14 protein-coding genes are annotated in these 16,852 nt (G+C 40.7%); 6 read left to right on the top strand and 8 right to left on the bottom strand.

The annotated features are described in order from the left end of the window. Positions 1–96: 96 nt before the first annotated feature. The 3 genes from fruA to fruB are packed head-to-tail and all read right to left on the bottom strand — an operon-like array spanning position 97 to position 3,928. Positions 97–1,842 carry a PTS fructose transporter subunit IIBC gene (fruA, locus tag HC725_RS08810; RefSeq protein WP_190331445.1) on the bottom strand — a complete coding sequence of 582 codons (1,746 nt, stop codon included), beginning with the start codon at positions 1,840–1,842 and terminating at the stop codon, positions 97–99. Beyond that, positions 1,839–2,783: a 1-phosphofructokinase gene (gene pfkB / locus HC725_RS08805; protein ID WP_190331444.1), complete on the bottom strand. Its 945-nt coding sequence runs from the start codon at positions 2,781–2,783 to the stop codon at positions 1,839–1,841. The genes fruA and pfkB overlap by 4 nt, the downstream gene beginning before the upstream one ends. Positions 2,784–2,794: 11 nt before the next feature. Next, entirely contained in the window at positions 2,795–3,928 is a 1,134-nt protein-coding gene (fruB, locus tag HC725_RS08800) for a fused PTS fructose transporter subunit IIA/HPr protein (protein WP_190331443.1), read from the bottom strand. 436 nt (positions 3,929–4,364) lie between these two features. Here fruB and cra point away from each other — a divergent pair, with 436 nt between their 5' ends. After that, positions 4,365–5,366: a catabolite repressor/activator gene (cra, locus tag HC725_RS08795; protein ID WP_190331525.1), complete on the top strand. Its 1,002-nt coding sequence runs from the start codon at positions 4,365–4,367 to the stop codon at positions 5,364–5,366. A 64-nt stretch (positions 5,367–5,430) separates the two neighbouring features. Here cra and madM read toward each other — a convergent pair whose 3' ends face one another. Both madM and madL read right to left on the bottom strand, forming a co-directional pair. Continuing rightward, positions 5,431–6,192, bottom strand: coding sequence for a malonate transporter subunit MadM (gene madM / locus HC725_RS08790; protein ID WP_190331442.1), 762 nt, complete (start codon positions 6,190–6,192; stop codon positions 5,431–5,433). 22 nt (positions 6,193–6,214) lie between these two features. Next, the gene (madL, locus tag HC725_RS08785) at positions 6,215–6,625 is read right to left on the bottom strand and encodes a malonate transporter subunit MadL (RefSeq protein WP_190331441.1); all 411 of its coding nucleotides are present in this window, start codon (positions 6,623–6,625) and stop codon (positions 6,215–6,217) included. 211 nt (positions 6,626–6,836) lie between these two features. Between madL and HC725_RS08780 the strand changes: the two genes are divergently transcribed. Continuing rightward, positions 6,837–7,775 carry a LysR family transcriptional regulator gene (locus HC725_RS08780; protein ID WP_190331440.1) on the top strand — a complete coding sequence of 313 codons (939 nt, stop codon included), beginning with the start codon at positions 6,837–6,839 and terminating at the stop codon, positions 7,773–7,775. A gap of 154 nt (positions 7,776–7,929) precedes the next feature. Next, a complete protein-coding gene (locus tag HC725_RS08775) occupies positions 7,930–9,261 on the top strand; it encodes a DEAD/DEAH box helicase (RefSeq protein WP_190331439.1) in 1,332 nt (443 codons plus the stop codon). 157 nt (positions 9,262–9,418) lie between these two features. On the opposite strand, the gene speB is transcribed toward HC725_RS08775, so the two are convergent. Then, positions 9,419–10,354, bottom strand: coding sequence for an agmatinase (gene speB, locus HC725_RS08770; protein WP_190331438.1), 936 nt, complete (start codon positions 10,352–10,354; stop codon positions 9,419–9,421). A 77-nt stretch (positions 10,355–10,431) separates the two neighbouring features. Further along, positions 10,432–12,345, bottom strand: coding sequence for an arginine decarboxylase (speA, locus tag HC725_RS08765; protein ID WP_190331437.1), 1,914 nt, complete (start codon positions 12,343–12,345; stop codon positions 10,432–10,434). Between the two features lie 626 nt (positions 12,346–12,971). Here speA and HC725_RS08760 point away from each other — a divergent pair. The 3 genes from HC725_RS08760 (at position 12,972) to HC725_RS08750 (ending at position 14,903) form a co-directional block, all read left to right on the top strand. Continuing rightward, complete coding sequence (locus HC725_RS08760) at positions 12,972–13,634, top strand: hypothetical protein (protein ID WP_061024339.1); 663 nt, start codon at positions 12,972–12,974, stop codon at positions 13,632–13,634. A 139-nt stretch (positions 13,635–13,773) separates the two neighbouring features. After that, positions 13,774–14,310, top strand: a complete 537-nt coding sequence (locus tag HC725_RS08755; protein ID WP_061024342.1) for a hypothetical protein — start codon at positions 13,774–13,776, stop codon at positions 14,308–14,310. Between the two features lie 80 nt (positions 14,311–14,390). Then, the gene (locus HC725_RS08750) at positions 14,391–14,903 is read left to right on the top strand and encodes a hypothetical protein (RefSeq protein ID WP_082315258.1); all 513 of its coding nucleotides are present in this window, start codon (positions 14,391–14,393) and stop codon (positions 14,901–14,903) included. 331 nt (positions 14,904–15,234) lie between these two features. Here the strand turns inward: HC725_RS08750 and HC725_RS08745 are convergent, their stop codons facing one another. Continuing rightward, on the bottom strand, positions 15,235–16,770 hold the full coding sequence (locus HC725_RS08745; protein ID WP_190331436.1) for an aspartate kinase: 1,536 nt from the start codon (positions 16,768–16,770) through the stop codon (positions 15,235–15,237). Between the last annotated feature and the right edge of the window lie 82 nt (positions 16,771–16,852).

Below are 16,852 nucleotides of genomic sequence, written 5' to 3'. Positions count from 1 at the left end.
CAATTAAAAACGCCCTTTCTTGGTTTCCTATTTTTCTCAAATAAGTGACCAATATGAAAGGGCGTTTGTGTTTTTACTCTAAGTAACGAATAAACGTTAAGCTATAACGGCTTTCTCTTCTGCTCTATTTTTTAAGAATGCGTAACTGACACCGGTGACAATCGTCCCTGCGATAATAGCAACTAAGTACAGTAAGGCTGGCGTGATCGCATTAGGAATAAGCAAGACGAATAGACCGCCGTGTGGTGCCATTAATTTTGCGCCAAACAGCATAGACAGTGCGCCTGTTAATGCGCCGCCAGCCATACAGCATGGGATCACGCGCATTGGATCTTTTGCGGCAAAAGGAATAGCCCCCTCTGTGATAAAGCATAAACCCAGTACCGTTGCCGCTTTGCCTGCTTCACGTTCATTGGCTTCAAATTTGTTTTTGGCAAGGAGAGTGGCAAGGCCTAAACCAAGTGGTGGGATCATTCCTGCCGCCATCACGGCTGCCATTGGCGCATAAGTTTGTGATGCAAGTAAGCCAACCCCAAAGGTATAAGCCGCTTTATTTACAGGGCCACCTAAGTCAAAGCACATCATACAACCTAAGATCACGCCAAGTAGAACCGCGTTAGCCGATCCCATGTTGTTTAGGAATTCTGTCATTGCTGACATGATGCTGGAAACTGGACCACCGACGATGTAAATCATCACAAGGCCAGTAAATAAGCTCGCCAATAATGGAATGATTAAGATCGGTTTTAACGCTTCCATTGATTGTGGTAGGTTTAATTTTTCCGCAATAAATTTCGCTGCGTAACCGGCAATGAAACCTGCAAGAATACCGCCAATAAATCCAGCGCCAGTTGAGCTTGCGAGCATGCCGCCAATTAAACCAGGAGCTAAACCTGGACGATCAGCAATCGAAAAGGCAATAAAGCCAGCAAGAACTGGGATCATCAATGCAAAGGCCGATCCACCACCAATGGTCATTAACGCTGCGGCTAATGTGCCTTCTTGTTTAAAGGCTTCAATGCCAAAGACAAAAGACAGGGCAATACACAAACCACCTGCAACAACCAACGGCAGCATATGTGAAACACCTGTCATTAAGTGTTTGTACACCCCGGATTTTTCTTCATTGTTTGATGCCGATGACTGTGACTTTTGCCCTGCTTGATAAGGCTGAGCTTGTTCAAATGCTTTACTAAATTCTTGTTCTGTTTTTTTCAGAGCAAGGCCTGTACTGGTTTTATATAAATGCTTACCGGCAAAACGATCCAGTGGCACTTCAATATCTGCCGCAATGATGACTAAATCTGCATCGGCAATGTCTTGCTCAGTCAGTTGGTTTTTGGCACCAACTGATCCGCGAGTTTCAACTTTAATCTGATGACCTAATTTTTTACCGGTTTCTTGTAAGGCTTCTGCTGCCATAAAAGTATGGGCAACACCCGTTGGGCAAGCCGTGATAGCCACTATTTTCTTACTGCCTGAATCCGTCGCTATTGAAGAAGCGGTATTTTTACTGGTCGCGTTTTCTAGACTCAGAAGCGTGGCTTGGCTCGTCGCTTCTTCTAACCATTTTTGTGTGTCGTTAAAACAGGCGGATATATCGCCTTGGTAGACTTTTTTATCGATGAAGCGAGTCGTATCGACAACCGTATTGGCCGCAATAACAACAACGTCGGCTTGTTCGATTTGTTGCGCGGTTAATGGTGGCTTTACGATAAATTCAGATTGGCATTCAATATGTGCCGTCCAGCCTAGTGTTTTTGCGGCTTGTTCTAATAAACCTGCGGCAATAATGCTGTTGGCTACGCCACTTGGGCAAGCGGTAATAATGGCAATATTCATAGCAATGTCCTTGTTGTTATTTTTTGTTGTAAGGTTTGCACTGCTTCAAGGCTAGGTACGCCGACACCAACTTGGGTGACTGCCAGTGCGGATAAAGCGGTCGCAAAACTGAGGATTTCGTCTTCAGACCATTGTTGAAGATGGCCCCATGACATGCCAGCCACTAACGTATCACCTGCGCCAACCGTGCTCACCACTTGCATTTTAGGTGGTGAGGTTTGACGCCATTGACCTTTTTTTAGCCACATTACGCCATTAGCACCCATTGAAACCACAATGTTAGCAATACCGTTTTGTTCTAAGGTTTGGGCAGCTTGTTGACAGGCTTGGCTGTCTTTTAATTCTTTCCCAATGAGTTCTGATAGTTCTTCATCATTGGGCTTAATTAACCAAGGATGAGAGTGCAGGCCGGCTTCTAATGCTTCACGGCTGCTATCAAAAATGACTTTCTTGCCTAGTTGATGCAGTTTCTCAATCCATTGAGCACAAAGCTCTGGCGACACACCTTGCGGCAAACTGCCTGCCATCACAAAGTAATCATGGTCTTGCGCTAGTTCTAATAAGGTTTTTTCAAACTCAGCAATGGAGGTCCTATCGACCTGAACACCAGGAAAGTTGATATCACTCACATCACTAGCGCTATCAACCAGTTTGACATTGATACGTGTCGTGCCTTTTACGCGTACAAAGCGATCGGTGGCATTGATTTGTTCGAATAACTGACAAAACGACTCTTGGTTATCAGCGCCTAGAAAGCCCGTAACGGTGACTTTAGCGCCAAGTTCGGATAAGACTTTTGCCACGTTTACGCCTTTACCTGCCGGATGAAGCGTGCTTTTTGAAACTAAACTAACACTACCGACATTTAAGGTGTTGGTTAAATGACCAGTTAGATCGAGCGCTGGATTTAAAGTAATAGTGACGATTTTATGTTGAGACATATAACTCTCCTTTAACCTTCACCAAGGCCAGATTCAATCGCTTTACCAATTGAACTTAATGCCAACTCTGCATCGCTGCCATCTGCGATAAATTGCAAGCGGTGGCCGTGTTTTACCCCTAACGCAATCACTTTCATTAAGCTCTTAGCATTTACGCTCGATCCATCTCCATCTAAGTTTGAAACACGAATAGTGGACTCGAATTTTTTCGCTTCCGCGACTAACATTGCACCAGGACGGGCATGTAAGCCATGGGTGTTTTTGATCTTGAAAGTGGCTTGGTTGGCACTGTCTTCTGCAATTTCAGGTGCTTTTTCACTAACATCAAATAAGGCTAATAATTGTCCAACATCTGCATCTAGAATATCTTGCTGATGTTTTGACAAAATTAGCTGGCTGAGTTTATACAGCAAAGGCTTATGGCTAGCATTACAAGCGGAAAACGCAATTAAGCCGTGAACTTGTTGGCCTTCAAACTCACAATCATTAGCTGTAGATACAAATGACATAGCCGATCGATATACACCTTTAGATCCACTGACTAACCATAATCCAGCGCCTAAGTGAGTTGGTTTTTTGGTGATAACTTCGCTAATGTAATCGTCAGTTGTACAGCCACTATTACGTAATAAACCACTGGCAACCGCCGTCATTTGTAGCATGTCACTGGCTGGGAATTTGAGCTGAATTAATGTGGCGTCAAAATCGGCCATTAATTGTGTCTGGCCGTTAAGCACATTAATAATATCTTGTTCTGTTTTCGCTTCTTTTAGTGCAGCTTCTACGCCATCGGCAGATAACACTTTGGTCAGTTGCTTTAAAATGCCTAAGTGTTCATCGGACTTTGCCGCAATACCAATTGCTACATACACAGTGCTATTTCCCCAATCGACACCTTGAGGGAAATGATGGATAGCGACACCTGTTTTTTGAACTAAATCACGGGTATCGGTGGTACCGTGTGGAATCGCTATACCATTTCCTAAGAAAGTAGAAGACTGAGTTTCACGATTCAACATACCTTGAACATAGCCTGTTTCGACATAGCCTTGCTGGGCTAAACTTGCGGCAATGTGAGTGATCGCTTCGGTTTTATCTTTTGCCGTTTGGGCAAGAGTAATATTTTGTGTGGTTAGCGTCAGCATGTGGTGCCTCTTTTTAATATTTATAATTCTGTTTTATGAGTATAGAGTTTTGTTTTCATTTTATGGTGTCTGAGCTCTATAGCTTCTTTTAGATATATGGATTTTTTTTAGATGCATCAGTTTAGTTTTTAACTACAAATCTTAGTTTTCTTCATCGCTATTACTTAGCTGAAACGATTCAGCTTTTACCGCGAAAAAATTCAGCCAATGGTTATGTTTATCTAAAATCGTACTCAAATTTAATCTGTTTACTGTACTTTGCTTATGATCACAGATTTGAGTCTTTACTTTATTAATACACATTGGCTGAATCGTTTCAGCTTTTATAGTGAAACGATTCAGCTTATAATTCAAACATCGATTGAATTGATGCTAAAGATTTATGATCTGGTGCACAAAATAAGCACACTGATGCGATCAAATGGGGCAAATAACGATGACGCTAGATGAAATTGCCAAGTTGGCTGGAGTGTCCAAAACCACTGCCAGTTATGTGATTAATGGTAAAGCGACCAAGTACCGTATTAGTCAAAAAACGCAGCAAAAAGTCATGGCGGTGGTGGAAGAACATCAATACCAACCCGATCATGCAGCTTCGGCATTACGAGCAGGAAATAGCCGCTCATTTGGTTTGGTGATCCCTGATCTTGAAAATACCAGTTATGCTCGTTTGGCTAAATTGTTGGAATCGAATTCTCGTCAAGCGGGTTACCAGATTTTAATTGGCTGTTCAGATGATGATCCTCAAATAGAAAAAAATGTTGTGAATGCTTTGGTCAGTCGTCGTATTGATGCTTTATTTGTGGCTAGCTCTATGACTGATGCCAACGAATTTTATTTGAATGTCCAAAATAAAGGTACGCCAGTGATCGCACTCGATCGCCCATTAGATGATGAACATTTTAGTTGTGTGATCAGTGAAGATTTTGATGGTGCGCTACGATTAACCTCATCGGTTCTATTTGATGATATTCAAACAATTGGTTTGGTCGGAGCATTGCCTGATCTTAATGTGTCTAAAGAACGCCAACTTGGCTTTGAAGCGGCAGTGAGAAACCATGAAAAAACGCATTCTCCATTAACTACGATAATTGAATATGGTGCTCAATTTAATTCAGAATCTGGCCGTAAAGTCGTTGAAAAGTGGTTAGCGCAAGACATGATGCCTGACGCTATTATTACGACTTCCTATACCTTACTAGAAGGTGTATTAGATGTGTTATTTGAGCATCCAGAACTGATGGCGAAAGTCAGAATAGGGACCTATGGCGATAATCGTTTATTGGATTTCTTGCCGATTAAAATTAACTCTTTATCTCAACGATTCGAAATTATCGCAGACAGCGCACTAGAACTTGCCTTGAATGCATCAGCCAAACGTTATCAATTTGGTGTGGAGCTGGTGGCTAGGAAATTGAAAATTCGAGATGTTTCATAAAATAATCATTAAAAAGGGAGCCCACTTAGTGATGGCTCCCTAAAATTATACTTATGCTTTATTACTAAACTACGCTTCTGACCATGATGAATAGAACTGAAGGGGCCATTAAGCAACCTAAAGCAGTATAGAAAGCGGCAGTTAAGCATCCGTAAGGAACCAGTTTAGGATCGGTTGCAGCTAAGCCCGCGGCTACACCACTTGAAGTTCCCATTAAACCTCCAAAAATTACTACTGAGCGAGGATTATCTAATCCAATATATTTGGCAATAAACGGTGTCACGACCATAACTAAAATGGATTTAACTAAGCCTGCGGTAATAGAAAGTGCTATCACTTCAGAGCTTGCCCCTAATGCCGATCCAGTTACTGGGCCAACAATGTAAGTAACAGCGCCTGCACCAATAGTTGTCAGTGAAACCGCATCGGTATAACCAAAGGCTAAAGCGATTAAGACTCCTGCAAAAAAGGATGAGAAAATGCCTAAAAATAACGCGATGATCCCGTATTTACCTGCTCGTTTCAGTTCGTCTATTTTCACACCAAAACCAGTCGCAATAATACAAAAGTCTCGGAGCATAGAGCCACCGATTACACCGACACCAGCCAGCAGCGGAATATCCATCACACCTTTCTCACCACCAGTAAATACACCGCTGATGTAAGCCAAAGCAAGCCCTATGATGATGGCAATCGTAGACCCATGAATACGGCCTTTAGTGAATACATCAGAAAACCAGTAAGCAATCCACATTGTGACCCCAATAATGGCAAAGCCACTAATTAGGTTATATTTTGCAAAAACATCAAGTAAAGAATCGTACATATAAAGTCCTTATATAACCTAGTTAAAGGGAATCATTTTTAGGTAAGGTTGCATTTTTAGCGTCATCGCTTTTATTGGCATTTTTCGCTAAATTAGAAAGGATAGGGACTAATATAAATCCCAATGCCACGGCAACAACACCAGCGGTTATTGCCATTGTTCCACCACTCACTGCCCCAAATACATTTTGTTTGGCTGCCATCGCGACCACGACAGGAATATAAATAGCGCTCCAAAATGTAATCCCTTTTTCAACTTCGGCTTGTAGCATGTCCCTCGATTTCAAATAATTGCCAACAAAAATGAGGATAAGCATCGCAATCCCTATTCCTCCTACGTTGGCCGGAATTCCTATCAATTTCCCAAGTAAACTACCAATAGTGACACCTGCGAGTGTGCATATAGCAAGCAATGCGGTTCCAAATATGATCATCTCTACATCCTTGTATTATTGTTGTTATGAACGGTTAATTTTTCTTAGCTAGTTTATATTTGCAGTGATCATGTCCTCATATCACTTCATGGCTCACTCTTTGGCTAAAGTATTAGTGTGCAAAATTGACTTTACAATTAACCTTGAAGTCAGAGAGTTAACTTTAAGTTAATGGTTCTTCAGTAAGCCTAGCGGGGAAGGGGGATAGAGCATGATTGATGACGACATTACATTAAAAAAGCTACAGATATTTCTCTCATTTATGAGATGTAAAACACTTAAAGCAACGGCAGAACAGTTTGGGGTGAGCGGTGTTAGCATTCATAAAGCACTCCATTCACTAGAAGAAGGGTTGCGTTGTCCATTATTTGAACATCAAGGCAGAAACTTGATTCCATTGTCGAGTGCAGAAACGTTACAAATACGATGTGAAGCCATTTTTAATGATTTGAACTTGGCTATTCGGCAAACTCAAGAAAGTGGTGGGGTGTTTTCCGATAGCTTGAATTTAGGCTCATTATATTCATTGACCTTTGATATGGTGCCTAAAATCTTGACTGGATTACGGACTCGAAAACCGACTATAAATGTATCGCTTTCACAAGGTTCAAATGAGTTTTTATTTCAACAATTAGACAAAATGATTTTTGATGTGATTTTAGTCTCAATGGAAAGTGATAAACCCATTCCTGGTTATGTAATATTGCCTATTTACCAAGATGAAATGATGGTTGTGGTTTCTAAGTCTTCTCGATTTAGCTTGAGAGAGGATATTGGATTAGAAGAATTAACTAACGATCCCTTGATTACATTAAAGCCGGGATTTGCCACTTATTCGGATTGTAATCGCAGTTTTAAGAGGGCTCAAGTTGAACCAACCGTGACCATGCAAGTGGGGGATATTTTTACTTTGTTGAGTATGGTTGAATCGAATATTGGCTATTCAGTGGTGCCAAGCCGTGTCAAAGATAAATTTAATCCGAATATTACATTTATAAAAATTCGCCATGGGTACGGAGTGAAGCAAATTGTCTCGATGATTTGCTTAGAATCGAAAGAAAGAGATCCGAGCGTGTTAGCGTGTATTGCTGAATGTCGCTTATACTCTCTAGAGAAGCGGCGTCTATCTATGGGGTATAAAGCAGCTTAATATTAAATGCTCTATTTCGGTTAAAGTGAGATGAAAAATAATCTTATCTTAATTCTTGGTGTTTTTATCGGGTAGTGCTTTTTTTATAAAGTATGAAGGAGCCCTTGTGTTATCATGCGCGAGATTTCGTTTTATTTCCTTTTGGAGTACACCTTTGCAATTTAAAGATCTTGGTTTAGACAATCGATTACTGAAAAATTTACAGCATTATAATTTTTCAAAAGCGACTGAAATACAAAGTAAAGCTATCCCTGTTGCTATTGCGGACAAAGATTTGTTGGCATCATCAAAAACAGGTTCTGGTAAAACTTTGGCATTTGTGTTGCCGATGTTACATAAAGCCCTAAAAACCAAAGCTCTTTCTGCTAAAGATCCAAGAGGGGTGATTTTAGCGCCAACGCGTGAACTTGCAAAACAAGTATTCGGTGAGTTGAAATTTATGCTTGGTGGTTTGTCTTATACTGGCGCATTGATTGTGGGTGGTGAAAACTTCAACGATCAAGTTAAAGCGTTACGTAAATACCCGCGTTTTATTGTGGCAACACCTGGTCGTTTAGCTGATCATCTTGAGCATCGTTCGCTACATTTAGATGGTGTTGAAACCTTAATATTAGATGAAGCTGATCGTATGTTGGATCTTGGCTTTTCTGCCGAGTTGCGTCGTATTAGTAACGCGGCGAAGCATCGTCGTCGTCAAACGTTAATGTTCTCCGCCACGCTTGATCACGTTGAAGTTAATAATTTGGCAAGTGAGTTTTTAAAAGACCCAAAACACATTTCAGTTGGCGCATCAGCAGAAGAACATAAAGATATCGATCAGTCGTTCTATTTGTGTGATCACCTTGATCATAAAGAGGCGATCCTAGAACGCTTGATTAGTGAAGCTGAATACAAACAAGTTATGATTTTCACTGCAACACGTAGTGATACGGAGCGTTTGACTGAGAAGTTAAATCAGATGAGCCTCAAAGCCGTCGCGTTGAGTGGTGGTTTGAACCAAACTCAACGTAATAACATCATGAGTCAGTTTGAACGAGCAGTGCATAAAATCTTGGTTACGACTGATATTGCTTCTCGCGGTTTAGATATTGCCAACGTAACTCATGTTATTAACTTTGATATGCCAAAACATACGGAAGAATACGTTCACCGTGTTGGTCGTACTGGCCGTGCAGGTAATCGTGGTACCGCTTATTCTTTAGTGGGCCCGAAAGACTGGGCGAGCTTTAAAAATGTGGAAGCGTACTTACAACAAGATTTAGCTTTCTCAGTATTAGAAGGCCTAAAAGGTAAGTTTAAAGGTATTAAGCCGCGTCAGCCATTTGTTAAGAAAGGCCCAGCCAAAGCAAATAAAGTGGCGAAACAATCGACTACGCCTAAGAAACAAGCCAATCGTGATAAGAGTTTCTATAAAAATGTGGCAGTGGGTGATGATGTGTTTATGCCGAAAAAGAAAAAGAACCCAATTGAAAAAGACGACGAGTAAGTGTTTTTAATCAATTTTTAGGGTAAACATCTTTTTATAGACAAATAATAAAGCCAGTGAAGCGTTAATCGTTTCACTGGCTTTTTGCTGTCATGCTGATTGAGTCATCAATAAAGATATTAAGTCTTTCGGCCTATTAACCTATTAACCTATTAACTTATCTAGCGATGCGTTGTTGTGTCCACAGATACAATAGATCGAGCGCGATAGTTGCACCCGCTAATGCCGTTACATCACTGTGATCATAAGGTGGCGACACTTCAACCACATCCATTCCAACCAGATTAATATCTTGCAAGTTACGCAAGATTTTCAATATTTTGTCGGATGTCATGCCGCCGCATACTGGCGTACCAGTTCCGGGCGCAAAGGCAGGATCAAGACAATCAATATCAAAAGTTAAATACACGGGCTTATCGCCAACGATCTTTTTCACTCGTTCAACAATATCAGCGGCTGATAGGTCATTCGCTTCCATCGCGTTGATGACATTAAATCCGTGACCTTCTTGTTTGTACTCGGTGCGAATGCCGATTTGCACCGAATGCTCACGCGAGATCAAACCTTCATTTGGCGCATGATAAAACATGGTGCCATGATCGTAACGGCTGCCATTTGGGTAAGTATCGGTGTGGGCATCAAAATGGATTAATGCCATTTCACCATACTTTTTCGCATGAGCGCGTAGCAAAGGCAAAGTGATGAAGTGATCGCCCCCTAAACTTAATAAGGTTTTACCACTTTCAATAATCTCCGTTGCTGCGGCTTCTAAACGCAAAGTAAGATCTTCTGCATCACCGCAATCAAAAACGAGATCGCCAGCATCCACTACGTTCGTGTGTTTGAATAAGTTAAAATGCCACGGAAATTTTTTGCTTTCCCATGCAAGATTAACCGACGCGCGGCGAATCGCATCTGGCCCCATGCGAGCGCCTGATCGACCAGAAGTTGCCATATCAAATGGTACGCCTAAAATCACGACGTCAGCATCTGCTTCTACTGGGTTTTGCACCATTGGGCGACGCACAAAGCTCATTGAGTTTGAGTACAGTGAGTAATCTGGTTTGGTAAACAGATCATCAAACTTGTTCATCATAAATCCTTGTTATAGGCAAAGTCATTGAAGCGGCCTTAGTCAAAAAATTGGTCGCTTCAATGATGAAAGATGGTTTAAATATCTTCTAAATAAGTGTAACCAGATAAACCTTGTTCAAGCTCTGCGAGGATTTTTTCTTGTTCGCTGCTATCAACACGGTTTGCCACTAGTTCACGATAATTGCGGCGAATGTCATCTACATCAATGTGTACATAACGCAGCATGTCTTCAACCGTATCACCTTCATTTATTGATACAATTTCTGATTCGCCTTTGTCATTCACGTTCACTACAACCGAATGGCTATCACCAAATAAGTTATGCATGTCACCTAAAATTTCTTGGTACGCACCCACTAAGAAAAAGCCCATTAAGTAGGGAGTATCTTTATCCCAACGTGGTACTGGCAATGTGGTTTCAATGCCTTGTCCATCAACGTATTGATCGATAACACCATCGGAATCACAAGTAATGTCTAACATCACTGCGCGAGTTTGCTCTACTTGATTCAAGTTACTCAGCGGCATGACTGGGAATACTTGATCAATGCCCCATGCATCTGGCAGTGATTGGAACAAAGAAAAGTTAACGAAGAACTTATCCGCTAAACGCTCGTTCAACTCATCCAAAATAGGGCGGTGGAAACGGTTTTTATTGCTCAATTGCATGCGTAATTCGTAGCAAATACGTAAACAAACTTGTTCTGCCCAAGCACGATGAAGCAAGTTAATCACACCCGTTGCAAACTGGTTGTGGGCTTCTACTAAGTCACTTTGGGTGTCGTTATAAATCTCAATTAATGCGCGATCATCGGTGCCTTGAGACAAAATTTCCCAGTTACGCCACATGTTATGTAATAGCGTTGGTGCATCCGGTTCTGGTGCTTCAATGGTTTCTACTTTGTAGCTTTCTGTGCCAATAACATTGGTGATCAAAACGGCGTGGTGCGCGGTTAATGAACGTCCTGATTCTGAAATGATCGCTGGAGTCGGTTGGTTATACAACTGACAAATATCGCCAATAGTGGACACGATATTACGTGCGTATTCTGCCAAACCATAGTTCATTGAGCTGTGTGATTGGCTACGAGTACCATCGTAATCCACTGCCAAACCACCACCGACATCCATGTAATCCAAGCTTGCGCCTAGCTCGCGCAGTTCACAATAAAATCGCGCCGCTTCACTTACGCCATTACGCACATCGCGAATATTGGCCATTTGTGAGCCTAAATGGAAATGCACCAATTGTAAGGTTTCAAGTTGATCTTCCGCTTTTAGGCGATTGATCACGGTTAACACTTGGTTTGCTGATAAACCAAATTTAGATTTTTCACCACCACTTGATTGCCATTTGCCTGCACCTTGTGAAGCCAAGCGAATACGCAGACCCATGCGTGGCGTTACGCCCAAAGATTTTGCTTCTGATAACACCAGATCAAGTTCTGATAGCTTTTCTAAAACGATGAAAACTTTGTGACCTAATTTTTCACCAATTAATGCCAAGCGAACGTATTCACGGTCTTTGTAACCATTACAAACAATGACAGAACTTGCTTGTTGCGCTAGAGCTAATACCGCTAATAACTCTGGTTTGCTGCCCGCTTCAAGACCAAGTTGTTTATGTTCTAACTTAGCTTGGCTAGCAAGAATTTCGTCTACTACTTCTTTTTGTTGGTTTACTTTAATTGGGTAAACCAACAGGTAGCGGTTTGCATAATTGTATTCTTCAATCGCTTGGTTAAATGCGTCACACACATTATGAACACGTTGATGCAAGATTTGTGGAAAACGAACCAACGCTGGCAAAGTTAAATTTTGCGCTTCAATCTGTTTAACTATTGTACTTAGAGGTACTTGAAGATTTTCTTCTCCAGCACGCGGAGATACGGTCATTTCACCCGCATCATTAATACCATAAAAGCCTTGGCTCCAGTGACGTACATTGTAGTTAGCTCGGATTTGCTCTAGGTTCAAAGAATTTTCCACATCGGTCCCTCTCGTTAGTAAGAATTAGATAAACAAATAATAAATAAATTGATAATTGAATCAGTAACCTAACATGCTATGTTGTCTAGTAACTGTGATCTGATTCACGCGCATTAACGTACAATTTTTCAATTGAGTCCAATGAGAAAATTTTGTCGTTAAAATAAGAAATTTAAATGGGTGACAATGATTATTTTAGCTGAAAAATTTTGATAGATTGAGTAAAAATGTCATTTGGGGGATGTGGAAAAAATTGCCCAGAATGAAGCCTGTTCTAAGTGTGCTTTTGTCTCAAACTAGTAAGATGTTGTCATTCTGGATAGCGACGAAGGAGCGTAGTTCAGAATCCCCTAAGGCGTGTTGCTAACTATTTTATGCCCCCAAACCGATTTAGAGCAAAAATGTTATCTACCGATCCTTATAGCGACTTTCCATACCAAAACTAATTGTTAGGTAAAAGGCATACCATGTACCTATAGTTGTCTGTTTATGGGACACCTACTTCTATCCATTTAATGTATTTCCAATTGCGCAATACGATCTATTTACGCATGAAAGTGTTATTTTATGCGTAAATAGATCATATTGTAAGGCTGTGTCGTTAAACAATGAAGAGGTGCATTAAAATGGCGTTTAGAGCAGATGAAGAAAAAAAAAGGGGTTATGAGAAAGCCCTAAACTACTTAGTCCCAAGAGATGGTAGTCCAGAACTTAGGGAGCAAGCTAGACAGCTAATTATAGACCTAATCGACAAATATGGTCCTGTAATTGACTCATACCCATCTTGGCACCCTATGGTGTCTAATCATGATGATAGATACCCTGTTACAACTCCTAGCTATGAATGTGGCTATAAGGGCTTGGATCATACAATATTCCTTGCTCATGGCTTTATTACTTGCCCTTACCATGGCGCGGACGAGGTGATAGATGCTGTGAATAGGCTGCCTAATAACCATGTAGCTGAAATCGTAGCAGAACGCCTAGAGATTCCTTTATACAACTCAGCAACCGAATCAGTATTAGTTAAATGTGAGTGGCATGATGCTCTACCTTTAGATCGTATGATCCCTAAACACATAGCAATTCCACTAATGCTAGAAAAAGAAATTCCTTGTTGGAGATGGTCAACGTTTGGGGAAACTTGGGAAACGATGAGACCTTATTTTTTAGGTGATCCATATGGTAGTAGATCGTCTCTTTTTGTTAGCCAAGAGACTGGTCATGCAATGAAAACAATTTGGAATGCGATTATCAATACAGGAATGTATGGCCCAATTCGAGTATAAGTAAGGGAAATAGTGAATCAGCACATAAGTAATTGTTATTAAATGCTTTTTAGTAGAATCGCACTGAAATTTTCTGATTTAGTATGCAGATTTCCACGTATCACTTTTGCAGTAGACCTTTCAAGGAGTCTGTAGCCAAATGTCAAATAAAGAACCAAACAAAGTTCTGCAATGTTTATCAGTAACAGTAATGCTGGGAGTATCCTTGTATTTTGGTTCGATGAGTAAGCCAACAGAAATGGCATTGGCTATAACAGCTGGCTTCTTAGGGCTAATATTTGCCAATCTAGATAAATTCAAGAGCTTTAGAGCCGGAAATCTTGAAGCTCAATTGAGAGAAGAACAAATAGAAGCTGTTTTAGAAAAAGAAACTGAAACTTCGATTGAAGGAATAGACGAAGTCAATGCTCAAGTACCGAATGTTAATCTAGTTTCCGAAAGCTCGAAGAATGTCCTGACGGCCTTACAAGACCATAAATATACATGGCGCTATGTATCAGGCTTGTCTAAAGAAACAAACCTAACTCGAATTCAAGTTAAAGAGTCACTTCAATGGCTTTCAGAACATGGTTATGTTAAGAAATCACTTGGTAAAAATGGGGAAATTTGGGCGTCTACCCCAGAGGGACGCTATCTATTTGCATTAATTCGTTTTAACAGTATGGTCGATGCATAGGCACTAAAACGATGCCGTTAGCTTTATTTCGTACTAACTAATTTCTACTCATATGCCAGTTTGGCAACTTAGAGGGTTTTATGGATTTGTTTGAAAAATATCAGACATTCGTTGCAGGCTTGATTGGTTTTTTAGGAGTGATGGCTACTATAAAAGCAAACAGTGAGCAAAATAGAGCACAATTACGTGAAGAAAGAAAACAAGAAAGTAGTGCTCTTAGGTGTACATTAATAGAAGAACTTCGGCTAATTTCGGGCTCGTATACCTTGAACATAGAGGGTCTAAGTAATCGTAAGGTCTATCCCATTGCGTACATCCCTTCAACCCCGCATATTCAAGCGTTTAAACAATTAGTACCCAAGTTTGGACTACTGAATGCTAACGAAATTAAGAAAACAATGTTGGCTTATCAGTTGATTCAAGAGCTACCTGATAGGCTTCGCTTCTTACAAACAATGGATCAATCGGTGCATATCGAAAATTTTATCGCTATAGATGAATCACAGTGTAACAACGCAGTAGAAGTTTTTGATTCGATGCTCAGTCCCGTACTACAAGCTATTGAAATATTAGAGTGTTACGATAAACCTTAGTAATCATTTACGGCTAGTTTAAAATATAATCCAGTAAAAAGCTGAACCCACTCGATATTTAGATAGTTATCGGTGTTCCTTCAAGAGGTCTATCGTTGTTTAGTTGTGTATCAGTAAAATTAACCACTAAGCGAGAGGTTTTACTGTACCTCAGGTAATCCGTGAAACCCTAATTTAGGACAGTATATAACTCGAAAATGTCCAGAAACCATACAACTCACCGTTAGCGACCATTATAATAATGTCCATCCTAAAATTTCCCCTTTGACTGATAAATCAATAAAAGGGGAAGTTGTAGTAGGGCGGAGGTTGAGATGCGTAATCAATAAATCTACGCAGCTTTAATTTTCTTACGCACCCTTTCGGTCACACTGTGTTCGATAAACTCATCATGCAATGTGCAAATAGCAGCTTCATAATTGTCGTCATCAACCACAAATTGTACATCAACATTACGCATTGAAGAGTGAGCCGCTTTTGGTGTGATGTCTTGATTCATTAAGGCAATCATACCGTGGCTAAGCGCTTTGTTGGTGTCAATCGAAGCACCAATAACGGAAATCAGAGCAACCATTTTCCCAGTGATTTTGGCGTTCGGGAAGGTCTTTTCAGCGCGTGATAATACCTTATTTTTGCTTTTTGAGTTTCCGCCTAAATAATAGGTAATTGAGTTAGCGTTCATCTCTTTACCGACTAATTGCACACGTTCATCATTAATGATTTCCATTAATTCATAACCCACGTTATCTGCTTGTCCAACCATCGCTTGATCGAATATATGTAAAGCAAACACTTTGTTTCGACCGGCAATGATTTCAACTTTATCGACGCTATCTGCATCGCTATGAGGATCGTAATGATGTGAAATTAGCGTGCCATCATGATCAGGTTCAAAGGTATTTTTTATCACCAATTCAATACCACTTTTACGCAAGCCTGCGGCGGCATTGGGGTGAATGGCTTCCATACCTAAGTTTGCGAGTTGGTCGGCGACATCGTAATTGGTTTTACCCATTGGGCGCACTTTTTCAGGCCCAACAACACGCGGATCAGCGGTGCTTAAATGGTATTCTTTATGGATCACTGCTTTATTGGCTTTAGACAATACCGCCAAGCGGCTAAAGGTCATTTCGCTATAACCACGATCATAGGTTTTCATTAAGCCTTCATCGCAATAGACATAACCAGTGACAATTGGCAGTTCTTTGCTGACATCAATTTTTGACCATGCTTTTTCAATGATGCTATCTAAGTTTCCAGATACTACTTGACCATCTTCATCACTGTCCCAACCTGAAAGGTCGATGAATGTTGAATTTACGCCAAGAGTTTTTAGCTTCAAACAAGTATTGTAGGCACTGTGAGCCTCACCGATAGAAGATAAAAACTCTCGAATTTGAGGCAAGTAGTGCTGCATAGAAAACTGTCCATATTGGCACGTTTCCATGATGTTACTAATACAGCTGCTGGCTTTAGCAAGACGATCTTTAATGAAAGTATCGGCACGACGACGGCTGATGGGATCGGCAAACATATTTTCATTGATCAGCAACATGCGATGCTCTAAATCATCAATGGCATCTGTCCATGCATCATCACGATTTTCGACCAAGCGATAGATACCCGCTTTGCCGCTGCGCTTACATTCTAATAATGCATCAGTAATGCCACCATAGGCAGAAACGACAAACATTCGGTTATAAGGGTTTTCTGGGCGCAGTAGAATATTGTCTAATACAGCATCAAATGCTGACATGGAAGTACCACCAATTTTTTCGACGCTATGGCCGACAAGTTGGTGCTTAGCTGTATTAGTTAAAGGAGAGGTGTTTGAGTCTGAAGTGTGGCTTCTATGTGAAGAAGTCAAAATAAGCTCCTATTTTTGATGTTATAAAGACATTTTAAAGGCTGAGATGTTTCTTTTAGTCAGCTTTAAAGTCTTGATGATC

The organism is Vibrio sp. S17_S38 (genome assembly GCF_014694375.1).
In the GTDB taxonomy this organism is placed as follows: domain Bacteria; phylum Pseudomonadota; class Gammaproteobacteria; order Enterobacterales; family Vibrionaceae; genus Vibrio.
Note: the sequence above shows the minus strand (reverse complement) of the source record. Positions and strands in the feature narration are given on the sequence as shown.

What these genes read in the sequence shown, in the direction of transcription:
- fruB (WP_190331443.1), bottom strand. Translation starts at nt 3,928, where the DNA reads ATGCTGACGCTAACCACACAAAATATTACTCTTGCCCAAACGGCAAAA.
- madM (WP_190331442.1), bottom strand. Translation starts at nt 6,192, where the DNA reads ATGTACGATTCTTTACTTGATGTTTTTGCAAAATATAACCTAATTAGT.
- cra (WP_190331525.1), top strand. Translation starts at nt 4,365, where the DNA reads ATGACGCTAGATGAAATTGCCAAGTTGGCTGGAGTGTCCAAAACCACT.
- HC725_RS08750 (WP_082315258.1), top strand. Translation starts at nt 14,391, where the DNA reads ATGGATTTGTTTGAAAAATATCAGACATTCGTTGCAGGCTTGATTGGT.
- HC725_RS08755 (WP_061024342.1), top strand. Translation starts at nt 13,774, where the DNA reads ATGTCAAATAAAGAACCAAACAAAGTTCTGCAATGTTTATCAGTAACA.
- pfkB (WP_190331444.1), bottom strand. Translation starts at nt 2,783, where the DNA reads ATGTCTCAACATAAAATCGTCACTATTACTTTAAATCCAGCGCTCGAT.
- HC725_RS08760 (WP_061024339.1), top strand. Translation starts at nt 12,972, where the DNA reads ATGGCGTTTAGAGCAGATGAAGAAAAAAAAAGGGGTTATGAGAAAGCC.
- madL (WP_190331441.1), bottom strand. Translation starts at nt 6,625, where the DNA reads ATGATCATATTTGGAACCGCATTGCTTGCTATATGCACACTCGCAGGT.
- speB (WP_190331438.1), bottom strand. Translation starts at nt 10,354, where the DNA reads ATGAACAAGTTTGATGATCTGTTTACCAAACCAGATTACTCACTGTAC.
- fruA (WP_190331445.1), bottom strand. Translation starts at nt 1,842, where the DNA reads ATGAATATTGCCATTATTACCGCTTGCCCAAGTGGCGTAGCCAACAGC.
- HC725_RS08780 (WP_190331440.1), top strand. Translation starts at nt 6,837, where the DNA reads ATGATTGATGACGACATTACATTAAAAAAGCTACAGATATTTCTCTCA.